The following is an 11,580-nucleotide window of genomic DNA, read 5'->3' as shown; positions in this document are numbered from 1 at the left end:
TAAAACTTCTATGTCCTAGCCAAATCTGCAGGAAATCATTTAAAACAGAACCTTATCCTCTTTTCTCAATTCCTGAAGGTATTTAATTTTATCATCTCTGTAAAATAAATTCATCGTCTCGAAAGGAATCATTTTTAAATCTTTATTGACAATATGAACACACGATTTTTTGATGGCGCGTACATCAAAATCATGGGCATCCATAAAATTCATGATGATAATTCTGAAGAGATTGTCATAGTCTAAATTGGGGGCTGAAACTTCCGGAAGACAACATAATAACTGGTTTACTTTAGGCTGAACTTTATCTACAGAAATTCCGGTGCCGAAAATATCCAAAAGCTGCATCTGCAGTCCCGTATCCTGTTCATACACGATGGTGTTTTTCGTTTCATTATTCAGCAAATCAGCAGGATTGATATATCGTGTAAGAGGAATGGTTTCCCCTTCCAGTTTAAGAATATAGCCCATTGCCAAGGCATCGGGATTACACGGAACAGGAATAATATCATCGCCGTTCAGAAGCGGAAACTGATTTAAAATTTCCTGTCTTACTTCCGTTAAAGTAATTTTTTCGTGTGCAGAATCTTCCCTGTTTCTTCCGGCTACTTCAACAGGCTGAAAGGTAATCCCACGAACGCATTTCTGTTTTAAGGCAAAATCAATCAATTTCCCTATTTCGTCGATGTTTTTCCCTTTCTGAAGAACGATAACCAAAGTCGTGGAGAGATTTAATTCATTTAATTTTTCCAAAGCTTTCATTCGGACATTCGTTAAATCTTTTCCTCTGAAATCTTCCAAAACTTCAGGCTTGAAAGAATCAAACTGAAGATAAATTTCAAATTCCGGAGCGTAAGTCGCCAGTTTTTCTGCAAAACCGGGATCATTTGCAATACGGATTCCGTTGGTATTGAGCATCAAATGTTTAATAGGCTTCGTTTTCGCGATGTCCATAATTTTAAAAATTCAGGATGAATGGTCGGCTCACCACCACTGATCTGCACAACATCCGGTTCTCCTTCATTTTTGACAATGGTATCAAACATCGCTTCAATCTGCTCCAAGCTCCTGTGACTGCCATAATGTGGTGACGACATTGCATAACAGGTTGGGCACGTAAGATTACACCGGTCCGTAACTTCCACAATAGAAAGACAGCTGTGCTGCTCATGATCTACGCACAAACCGCAATCGTAAGGACAGCCATATTCTACATCGGTTCCGAAATGAACAGGCATTTCTGAGGCCTTGTTGTAATTTCTGATATTTTTATAGTATTGAACATCTGAAGCAATCATCGTTTTAAAAAAACCATGATCCGGGCATCTTTTGGTCATAAAAACCGCTTCATCTTCAATAATGATCTTGGCTCCTACCCTTTTCAGGCATTCAGGGCAAAGACTGATTGTATAATCGTAGTATGTATAATTTCTTACCGGCATAATTTCTTTTTTTACATTCCTCCACAAACAAAACCACTGATCAGGCCACAAATCAACAACGAAATAAGCATCGTCTGCCAGAACTGCTTTTTTGTAAATTTTTTATCGTTATTCCACTCGTAAATAATTTTTGCTATTACAGTTACAAATAATGAAGCTACTAAAGCAATTACGATGATTATTCCTATAATCATCACAACCAAACCACTGAGGTTACCAACTTCCAGAAGTGTCAGCATTTTCATAATTTAATATTTTGTGTGTTTTAATCTTATAAATGTAATAAATAATCACCGAAAGGCATACCAGCTGAATTGTTCCTAAATTTCCAATGATATCAATTTTAGGCTTGATAAAGTCTAAAAAGAACCTGAATGTAAAATAACTGAGCATAAATAGCTGGAAAATAAAGCCTGAAGGGTATTTATTTTTTTTCTCAACGATTTTTAAACAAATCCACAGAACAATCAGAAAACCAATTTCATAAAGCGCTACCGGATGTCTTAAATATTCATCACCAAGATGCATTCCGAATATTGATGTGGTGGGCAAACCATAAGTTTCTTCGTGAACTCCCGTCAGAAAACAACCGATCCTGCCGATAATTATGGCTAAAATTAAAGGGTAAACAATCAAATCGCCGGTACTTTCTTTGTGGCCGACTATCTTTTTTGCCAATTCAACTCCAATCAACCCGAAAGCCAAACCGCCAACAATTGTGTTATTGGTCCAAAATCTTTTAAAGCTAAAGTTTTCAAATAAAACGTAGGGATTTTCAAGATTCCCGATGAGTTTTGAACCGATTAATGCGCCTGCCGTTGCACCGATAAGAACCGCTGCGGAAGTGTTGAAAGACAGTTTTTCAGTTGATTTTCTTTTTAAATAAAAATAAAAACGCATTCCCAAAAAAATCCCCAATGTTTCAAACACAGGATGTGCAAGAATAGTTTTACCTAAAATATGAAAAGTAACAGGAAAATCCATCCTATCAAAAGTAGTATATTTAAGGTAAATTACTAATTTTAATTTTTAAAACAACAAATAAATTCACCAAAATGCGTATAGAAAATGATATAAAGCTCGGTTTTAAAGATGTTATGTTCAGACCCAAGCGTTCTACTTTAAAATCCCGCTCAGAAGTGGATCTCGAGAGAGAATTCACCTTCAAGCATACTAAAAAGAAATGGAGAGGCGTTCCGCTTATTGCAGCCAATATGGATACGGTAGGAACTTTTGAAATGGCGGTAGAGCTGGCCAAAGACAAGATCATTACAGCCGTTCATAAGCATTATACTCCAGAAGAATGGAGCCAGTTTCTGGACAGCCAGCCTGAAAGCGTTCATCAGTATATTGCCTTAAGTACCGGTACCGGAAAAGCTGATGAGGAAAAGCTAAGACTGATCCTCGAAAAGCATCCAAAAATCGAGTTTTTGTGCATCGATGTAGCGAATGGTTATTCTGAGCATTTCGTTGGATTTGTGAAGAAGGCAAGAGCCAATTTCCCCGATAAGATCATTATGGCAGGCAATGTAGTGACGGGAGAAATGGTGGAAGAGCTTCTTCTTGTGGGGGCGGATATCATCAAAGTTGGTATCGGACCGGGTTCAGTGTGTACCACAAGGGTAAAGACCGGAGTTGGCTATCCTCAGCTTTCTGCTATTATTGAGTGCTCTGATGCTGCACATGGTCTTGGAGGGCATATTATTGCGGACGGAGGCTGTAAAGTTCCGGGAGATGTGGCTAAAGCTTTTGGCGGGGGTGCAGATTTCGTGATGCTGGGCGGTATGTTTGCCGGTCATGATGAAAGCGGCGGCGAAATCATTGAAGAAAACGGAAAAAAATACCGTTTATTTTATGGCATGAGTTCCAAAACAGCTATGGATAAGCATTCCGGAGGCGTAGCAGAATACCGTGCTTCGGAAGGAAAAACCGTGAAAGCAGCTTATAAAGGCCCTGTTTCAGAAACGGTAAAGGATATTTTGGGTGGCGTTCGTTCTACATGTACTTACGTAGGAGCTTCCAAACTGAAAGAATTGTCTAAGAGGACTACTTTTATCAGGGTTCAGGAACAGGAGAACCAGATATTTAAAGACTGATATCTGAAAAGAAATAGGCTCTCGCTGATTTTGCAGATGGAGCAGATTTTTTATTTTTGATCCCAGTAGAAATAAAAACCGGCTGTACAAGTGATTTACAGCCGGTTTTGTTTGTTTTAGTATTAAGTCAGCATTCCGCCGTCTACGTTTAGGGTTTGTCCTGTGATATAAGAAGACATTTCGCTTCCTAAGAAGATACAGGCGTTGGCAACATCCTTTGTTTGTCCTGCCCTTTTCATCGGAATCCTGTCTCTCCAAGCCTGAAGGGTTTTCTCATCCAAATCTGCTGTCATTTCAGTTTCCGTGAATCCCGGAGCAACCGCGTTACATCTTATATTTCTTGATCCCAGTTCAAGTGCGATAGATTTAGTAAATCCTATCACTCCGGCTTTAGAAGCTGCATAGTTGGACTGTCCCGGGTTTCCGCTGATCCCAACTACTGACGTCATATTGATAATAGATCCTGATTTAGCTTTCATCATCGGTTTAATCACCGCTTTTGTAAGGTTAAATACAGAATCCAGATTGATTCTCATTACCTGGTCCCAGTCTTCTTTAGACATTCTCAAAAGCAGGTTATCCCTGGTGATTCCGGCATTGTTGATCAGAATATCGATCTTTCCGAACTCTTCCATTACATCGTCGATTAATTTTTGAGCTGCATCGTAATCTGATGCGTCAGACTGATATCCTTTGATCTGGGTTACAGAACTTAAAGCCGCCTCTAATGCTTGAGCTTTGTCTACAGAACCGGCATAGGTAAATGCTACTTTTGCACCTTGTTCAGCATACATTTCAGCAATTTTTTTTCCGATTCCTCTTGTAGCTCCGGTAATTAGTGCTACCTTTCCTTCTAATAGTTTCATCATATCTCTTGATAATTATATTCTTGGTAAATACTACCGTCTTTAAAAAACGGCAATTTAGCATATTTAATTTTATACTAATTAAGCAGTCCGCAAAGATATTATAATTTGTTATTCAATGCATTTCAAATCATCAAATTAGTGAAATTTTTTCGCTGTTTTTTATCATATTCTACAGACGGCTTCCACTATTTTTAAATCTTGTAAAATAAAGAATATCCGTTTTTTTATCTTTATCCAGTTTCAGGACTTCCTTCTGCCAGTAATACTTATCATAAATAATATCTTTCAAAGGTTCGTTCTGAAAATTCACGACACCATATTTATCCTTCTTCTTTACGACAATTTCGTTCTCAGAATTTTCAAATACAATGATGTCATCGTAGATAAAAGGAACAACTTCCTTCCCTTTTTCATCAATTATTCCGTACAAATTATTGCTGTTTCTGCAGACTACAGGTTTTGAATACAGATTAAAAATATTGAAAAAATCTAGCTCCTGCTCTTTGATAAAAACAATGTCTTTCATAACAGAAACAGACTTATCAAGCACAGAGAATTTATAATAACTGTCCTGCTTTTTAATGATGAGATGCTCCGGATAGAAAGCAATGATTTGAGTATTTTCCTCCAGAATATCCGTCAAATCTTTATCCAGAAATTTTTCCTCCTTCCCTTTTTTAAGATAAATAAAATCTTTTCCTGAAATGCTGAAGCTCTGTATAAAATCATATTCCTGGGGAGCAATAATACTTCCCTGAAGGTTCACAATTCCTGTTTTCTTTAATGGTTCACTGTAAACACTGAAAAGATCATTGAATAAAGGTGTTAAATACTTGAAACTGACTGGATAGAGCTTTTTATCTTTTTTATTAAAAACAGTTGCTTTTCCTTTTTTTCTGAGATAAACATATTCTTTTGCCCCAAAATACTCCGGTGAAGCATCGTCAAAGATCTCATCAGCGAGGATATTATCTTCGGTATCAACCAATCCGTACTTTCCTGTCGTCTTGTTTTTAGTGATCAGAAAAGGATACGAGGTTAAATCGTAAATGTGTTTTGAAAATTTGTGCAGCGTTTCTCCGTTTTTCCCAATGATTTCACTCTGATTATCTTCATTGGTGATCAAAGCCCTGCCGTTTTCGAAGTGAATCTCTTCTTTAAATTCCCGGCTGCTGATCTGTTTTCCTTCCAAATCGTATAAGAACCAATTTTTATCTTTCAATACCAATAAACGGTCTTCTGCTACAAACCGAATCCTGTCAGAATAAGGAATAATCTGCCTCCCGTTATAATCATAAACGGCCTCTTCCCTCTGCTTTGAAGAAATAATGCATTTTTCGCTGAGCCAGGGAGTATTAAAACTCCGGTCATCTAAAGGGAGCAATTCGTTTCCTTTTTCATCAATGATGGCAGATTTGGTTTTGTAACCGGATTCTCCTGAAGTAAGAATGAATCGGTTTTTAAATAGATGTGAAATATTGTGAGGAGATTCAAACGTAATATTACCCAATGAATCCAGAATGCTCTCTTTCTTATTTTTTGAATCGTAAACCGTTCCATAGCCGTCTGAATAGGAATGAACTTCCATTCCTGTTTTTTTTGACAAAAGGATCTTGGTATACTGATTGGTCTGGGCCATACACACTGACGAACACAGTGCGAAAATTAAATTTTTCAATGAATTAAATAGAATTATTTACAATAAGAACAATCTCTCCTTTTAAAGTTTTGCTTTTGGAAAATTCAATTAATTCACTGATAGTCCCGCGTTTGGTTTCTTCAAATTTTTTCGAAATCTCCCTGCTCAGACTGGCTTTTGTTTCTTCTCCGAAAAATTCTTTGATCTGCTCCAGAGTGGTATTGATCTTATGCGGGCTTTCGTACAGAACGATGGTTTTTTTCTCTTCTGCAAGCTGTTTAAGCTTTGTCTGCCTTCCTTTTTTCTGGGGTAGAAATCCTGCAAACAGAAATTCATTATTCGGAAGTCCGGATACTACAAGAGCTGGAATTAAGGCTGTGGCTCCGGGAAGACATATCATTTCAATAGCGTTGTCTGAACCTGCTTTTGCCAGCAGATAGCCGGGATCTGAAATTCCGGGAGTTCCCGCGTCGGTAATGATGGCAATATTCTGCCCGCTTTTAAGATCAGCAATCACTTTTTCGGTGGCCTGATGCTCGTTATGAAGGTGATAGGATTTTAAAGGCTTGGAGATCTCGTAATGCTTTAAAAGTATTCCTGATGTCCTTGTATCTTCACATAAAATATAATCAACTTCCTTAAGGACTTTTACAGCCCTGAAGGTCATATCTTCTAAGTTCCCGACCGGTGTGGGAACAAAATATAAGATTCCGCTCAAAATTATAAGAATTTATTTTCTACCAATATCCAGAGTCTCTGGGCATATTCATCTACTTTACTCCACTTTCTTTCGTAATAAAGATCGCTGAGATATTCTTTTGCTTCTTCCAGGTTTCTGAAACTGTTCAATTGGGCTACTGTTTCGTTCAGATCCGTCTGGCTTCCGCCAAAAAGCATTTTTGAAAAGGCAATTCTGTCATTCAGATCGAGTCTGAATTCAGGCTTCACCTTATCAGCCTCCATAAAGTGGGTCGGAATATTTGTTTTCAGAATGCTTCCCGAATCTTCTTTTGGCTCAGAAACCGGTTTTTCTTTCGGCACTTCTCTTTCCAGAGGATCATCGTCAAAAAGCGTCTGCACGGCTTTCAATCCTTTGATGTTGGCCAGTTTTATTTTTTTCTCCTGCTGATAAGCCTCTAAATCTTCGAAACTTTCATCAGAAGCTGGCTTTGTTTTTTCTGTTTCTGGAAGAGCCTTTTCTATTTCAACAATTTTCCTTCTGTCATATACCTCTGCAAGGATAGTTTCTTGTTTTTCTTCTGAAGGAAAATCATTTTTTATTTCGCTCAGAATACTTTCAACATTAGAGGTTTCTGTCAGCATTTCACCCTGTTCAACAGTTACATTGGATACACTGAACTGTTCTTCGTTTTCCTCAATCAGCATTTCGTCTTCCAGCATTTCAGTATCAAAGATGCTTGGAATTATTTCTGTCTGTTTTTTGTCTTTAGCTTCAGTATTATGATCTGATTCTTCGTTTTCAAGGTCATTTGAAGCATGCGTTTCATGTGAAACATTGTCTTCATCTTCGTCTATTTCGTTCAACTGATTATTGAAAACAGCTTCTTCTTCTGTAATTTCATTGATGAATAAATTTTCATTGAGGCCTTCATCATTATCCGGTTCAGCATCAGCAAGAATTCTTTCTTCGTCCACAAAACTGAAGACTTTTTCGTTAACGTTGAATGCTTCATTTTCATCAATTTCGTTCAGCTGATTATTAAAAATAGCCTCTTCTTCTGTAAGATCATGGTGAGATTTTTTTTCATTAACACTTTCTGCCTGGTCCTGTCCAAAATTTTCTTCTGCAAAACTTACAATATTTTCATGAAATTCATTTTCTACGATTTCATCAAGCTGATGGTTGAATTTTTCCTCTTCATCCCCTGAAGCCACTGCATATTCCTCACCTTCATTTTCATCAATTTCATTAAACTCATTATTGAAGATCGCTTCTTCTTCCGTTACTTCATGATGAGATTCATGTATATCATCAGTATTTAATGAAATGTATTGGTTTTCTGAGTTTTGCTGTGAATTATCTGTAATAAAGTATTCGATATTTTTTTCCAGAAGCCTTAAAAAAGAAATTCTGTTCGCAAGCTCATCTACAAGATCCTGCTTGGAAAGTAATTCATCTACGTTGTTTATTTTCTCCAGAATATCAATGATATTCTTGGATTCAAAAAAAATTTTTTCCTTTAAATCTTGGATGTTCTGCATAATAAGAATCTTATTAAAATTGCTTACTTTTGATCTTAAAAATATACGGCTAATTTAACAAATGTTTTTAGAAAATACAATTAATCATTCCAAACAAAGCGGTTGGATGGAAGTTATTTGTGGCTCTATGTTTTCGGGGAAAACCGAAGAGCTGATCCGAAGATTGCGAAGAGCAGAAATGGCGGGTCAGAACGTGGAAATTTTTAAACCGAGACTGGATACACGATATTCTGACGAGGACGTTGTTTCTCATAATCAGAATAAAATACGAAGCACAGCAGTAGATAATCCCAATGAGATTCTTCTGCTGGCCTCTAACTGTGATGTAGTGGGAATAGATGAAGCTCAGTTTTTTGATGAAAGCATTGTTGATATTGCCAACCAGCTTGCCAACAGCGGTGTAAGAGTAGTTGTGGCAGGTCTTGATATGGATTTCCTTGGACGTCCGTTCGGCCCGATGCCCAATTTAATGGCTACAGCAGAATACGTTACTAAAGTGCATGCTATTTGTAAGAGAACAGGTAATCTGGCCAATTACTCTATGAGAACCTCTCAGGGAAATGATCTTGTGGAGCTAGGCGAAACAGAAAGTTATGAAGCAGTAAGCCGACGCGTTTTTATTGATGAAGTACTTTTAAAGAAGAAAAAATAAGTCATAAGGCTTGCAGTTATTTTAGGAGATGGGGTTATTTTTTGATAAAAATTTAACAAACTAAACCGCTGAAAATAACTGCAAGCCTTTATGGTCCAAAAAAATAAATTAACTTGTAAAGGTAAAGCTTTGAAGGAGGATGGTATAAACCACATATTAACTTCCCTACATTTACCATTATTAGCTCAAAATAAAGCAGAAGGGGTACCAATGAACTATACAGTAAAACAAATTGCAGATATCACCAATGCCCAGGTCATTGGAGACAAGGATTTATTGATCAGAAATATAGCGTTTGACAGCAGAATTATTTATTCAACGAAAAATACGGCATTCATTGCGATCAATACGCATAAGAATTCCGGGGAAAAATTCATTGAATCTGCCATAGATCGCGGTATTGGTGTGATCATTTCTGAGCACGAGTATCCGCAGTTTGAACATGTAACATGGATCATTGTTGAGAATTCGGTGGAATTCCTTCAGAAACTGGCAAAATATCATTTCGAAAACTCCCATCTTAAGTCCATCGGAATTACAGGAAGTAATGGTAAAACCATTTTAAAGGAATGGCTTTACCAATGTCTCTGGAATGAATTGCCGACTGTAAAAAGTCCGAAGAGTTTTAATTCCCAGATCGGACTTCCGCTTTCCCTGCTCCAGATCAACAGCTCCCATCAGCTTGGAATTTTTGAAGTAGGAATTTCAAAGCCGCACGAGATGGAAAAGCTGGAAAATATATTCCATCCTCGGATCGGGCTGCTTACCCACATCGGAACTGCCCATGCAGCTAATTTTGAATCTGAAGAAGAGCTGATCAATGAAAAGATCACGCTTTTTAAAGGTTCTGAAATCATTATTTATAATGGAGACAACACATTGGTTGACAAAAAGATACATGAATTATATTCAGATAAAAAATTAATTTCCTACGGACTAAATAAGAACAACCAGGTTTTCATCAAAGAAAATGTTTCTAAGGACGAAAAGATTACAGTAGTTTATTTTGACGAAGAGATCTCCTTCCCTGTTCACCAGAGAGATGAAGCTACTCTAACAAATGCTTTGGCTTTGATCACGGTTTTAAAAGAACTGAAAATAGATAATCAGAAGATTATTGAAAAAATCAATTCTTTAAAGGCTGTAGAAATGCGTCTGGAAGCCATTGAAGGAATTAAAAATAATATCGTTATCAACGATTCTTTTAACCTGGATCTGGATTCTCTGAAAACCGCCCTTCAGTTTCTGAACGAATATAACAAATCTAAAAAATCTTTGGTTCTGACGGATATTGTAGGTGTTAATTCCAATTCAAAAGAACTCTACGAAGAAGTTTCCGAGCTGGTGAATGACCAGAATTTTGATTCTGTATTCCTTATCGGTGACGAAATATCAAAATTCAGTGAATTATTTAAATCTAAAACTTCTACTTTCGTTAATACTCAGGAATTAATTGACAGCAAGCATCTTACTGAAATAGAAAACCAGATCATTCTGCTAAAAGGAGCAAGAAAATTTGAAATTGAAAAACTTAAAGATATTCTTGAACTCAGAAAGCATGATACTGTTCTAGAAGTCAACCTGAATGCAATCCTTCACAATATCAATTATCATAAATCCCTGCTGAAACCGGGAACGAGAATGATGGCGATGGTAAAAGCTAATGCCTATGGATTGGGCAGCTACGAAATTTCTGAGTTTTTACAGCACCATCATATCGATTATTTGGGTGTTGCCTACGCTGATGAAGGTGTAGAACTGCGTAAAAAGGGCATCACCACTCCTATTGTGGTTATGAATCCTGAACAGCATAGCTATGAAGCTATCATTGAATACAACCTGGAACCTGAAATTTACAGTTTCAGAGTTTTGGAATTATTCTATGAAGCAGTACAAAAATCCGGTTATGATAAGAAATATCCTGTTCATATCAAACTGGAGACAGGAATGCACCGCCTTGGTTTTAAAGTTTTTGAACTGGATCAGCTAAGCGAAACTTTAAATAATAAAAATGTAAAAGTCCAGAGCTTATTCAGTCATTTATCTTCTTCTGATATGCCTGAAGAAAAAGAATTCACATTAAAACAATTAGAAATTTTTGAAGAAAACTCTGCTTATCTTATTGAAAAGCTGGGATACGCTCCTATCCGTCATATTCTGAATTCTTCTGGGATAACAAGCTATACGGAACATCAGTATGACATGGTGAGGATAGGTATTGGAATGATCGGAGAATCACCTTGCAGTGAAATACAGAAGCAGCTTCAGTCTGTGGTAAGTTTTAAAACCGTAATTTCACAGATCTCAACGGTAGGTACAGGAGAATCTGTAGGCTACAGCAGAAAGTATAAGCCGGATCATGCAGTAAAGATCGCCACTATTCCTGTAGGCTATGCAGACGGAATCCCAAGACTGATTGGAAATCAGGTTGGAAATGTGGGCGTTAACAAAATGCTGGCTCCGATTGTCGGAAACATATGCATGGACATGATGATGATCAACGTAGATCAGATTCCCAATGTAAAGGAAGGTGATACTGTCACCGTTTTTAATGCAAAACCAAGTTTAAAAGAATTCGCAGGCTACTGCAAAACAATAACTTATGAAGTATTAACCTCCATTTCGCCCCGGGTGAAGCGGATTTATATAAAAGACTAGT

The 11,580-nt window shown here is 37.2% G+C and carries 9 protein-coding genes and 1 pseudogene; 3 read left to right on the top strand and 7 right to left on the bottom strand.

The window, feature by feature from the left end:
• Positions 1 to 39: 39 nt before the first annotated feature.
• From ACMGDK_RS14235 to ACMGDK_RS14225, 3 genes and pseudogenes are all read right to left on the bottom strand, one after another.
• A pseudogene (locus ACMGDK_RS14235) lies at positions 40 to 1,442 on the bottom strand (radical SAM protein).
• Between the two features lie 11 nt (positions 1,443 to 1,453).
• Entirely contained in the window at positions 1,454 to 1,687 is a 234-nt protein-coding gene (locus tag ACMGDK_RS14230; protein WP_436808567.1) for a hypothetical protein, read from the bottom strand.
• Entirely contained in the window at positions 1,656 to 2,426 is a 771-nt protein-coding gene (locus ACMGDK_RS14225; RefSeq protein WP_436808566.1) for a prolipoprotein diacylglyceryl transferase, read from the bottom strand. Before ACMGDK_RS14225 ends, ACMGDK_RS14230 begins: the two co-directional genes overlap by 32 nt.
• A gap of 71 nt (positions 2,427 to 2,497) precedes the next feature.
• On the opposite strand from ACMGDK_RS14225, the gene ACMGDK_RS14220 reads away from it, so the two are divergent.
• Entirely contained in the window at positions 2,498 to 3,538 is a 1,041-nt protein-coding gene (locus tag ACMGDK_RS14220; RefSeq protein ID WP_436808565.1) for a GMP reductase, read from the top strand.
• 122 nt (positions 3,539 to 3,660) lie between these two features.
• Here the strand turns inward: ACMGDK_RS14220 and fabG are convergent, their stop codons facing one another.
• The 4 genes from fabG to ACMGDK_RS14200 form a co-directional block, all read right to left on the bottom strand.
• The gene (fabG, locus tag ACMGDK_RS14215) at positions 3,661 to 4,404 is read right to left on the bottom strand and encodes a 3-oxoacyl-[acyl-carrier-protein] reductase (protein ID WP_116010544.1); all 744 of its coding nucleotides are present in this window, start codon (positions 4,402 to 4,404) and stop codon (positions 3,661 to 3,663) included.
• A gap of 172 nt (positions 4,405 to 4,576) precedes the next feature.
• Positions 4,577 to 6,085, bottom strand: a complete 1,509-nt coding sequence (locus tag ACMGDK_RS14210) for a WG repeat-containing protein (RefSeq protein ID WP_436808564.1) — start codon at positions 6,083 to 6,085, stop codon at positions 4,577 to 4,579.
• 4 nt (positions 6,086 to 6,089) lie between these two features.
• A complete protein-coding gene (gene rsmI, locus ACMGDK_RS14205) occupies positions 6,090 to 6,764 on the bottom strand; it encodes a 16S rRNA (cytidine(1402)-2'-O)-methyltransferase (protein WP_436808563.1) in 675 nt (224 codons plus the stop codon).
• 2 nt (positions 6,765 to 6,766) lie between these two features.
• A complete protein-coding gene (locus tag ACMGDK_RS14200; RefSeq protein ID WP_436808562.1) occupies positions 6,767 to 8,269 on the bottom strand; it encodes a DUF8457 domain-containing protein in 1,503 nt (500 codons plus the stop codon).
• Between the two features lie 61 nt (positions 8,270 to 8,330).
• Between ACMGDK_RS14200 and ACMGDK_RS14195 the strand changes: the two genes are divergently transcribed.
• Entirely contained in the window at positions 8,331 to 8,921 is a 591-nt protein-coding gene (locus ACMGDK_RS14195; protein WP_223557889.1) for a thymidine kinase, read from the top strand.
• A 210-nt stretch (positions 8,922 to 9,131) separates the two neighbouring features.
• On the top strand, positions 9,132 to 11,579 hold the full coding sequence (locus tag ACMGDK_RS14190) for a bifunctional UDP-N-acetylmuramoyl-tripeptide:D-alanyl-D-alanine ligase/alanine racemase (RefSeq protein WP_436808561.1): 2,448 nt from the start codon (positions 9,132 to 9,134) through the stop codon (positions 11,577 to 11,579).
• Position 11,580: the final 1 nt, after the last annotated feature.

The organism is Chryseobacterium hilariae (assembly GCF_051400735.1).
Taxonomy (GTDB): Bacteria; Bacteroidota; Bacteroidia; order Flavobacteriales; family Weeksellaceae; genus Chryseobacterium.
Note: the sequence above shows the minus strand (reverse complement) of the source record. Positions and strands in the feature narration are given on the sequence as shown.

What these genes read in the sequence shown, in the direction of transcription:
- ACMGDK_RS14230 (WP_436808567.1), bottom strand. Translation starts at nt 1,687, where the DNA reads ATGAAAATGCTGACACTTCTGGAAGTTGGTAACCTCAGTGGTTTGGTT.
- ACMGDK_RS14225 (WP_436808566.1), bottom strand. Translation starts at nt 2,426, where the DNA reads ATGGATTTTCCTGTTACTTTTCATATTTTAGGTAAAACTATTCTTGCA.
- ACMGDK_RS14220 (WP_436808565.1), top strand. Translation starts at nt 2,498, where the DNA reads ATGCGTATAGAAAATGATATAAAGCTCGGTTTTAAAGATGTTATGTTC.
- fabG (WP_116010544.1), bottom strand. Translation starts at nt 4,404, where the DNA reads ATGAAACTATTAGAAGGAAAGGTAGCACTAATTACCGGAGCTACAAGA.
- ACMGDK_RS14200 (WP_436808562.1), bottom strand. Translation starts at nt 8,269, where the DNA reads ATGCAGAACATCCAAGATTTAAAGGAAAAAATTTTTTTTGAATCCAAG.
- ACMGDK_RS14195 (WP_223557889.1), top strand. Translation starts at nt 8,331, where the DNA reads ATGTTTTTAGAAAATACAATTAATCATTCCAAACAAAGCGGTTGGATG.
- ACMGDK_RS14190 (WP_436808561.1), top strand. Translation starts at nt 9,132, where the DNA reads ATGAACTATACAGTAAAACAAATTGCAGATATCACCAATGCCCAGGTC.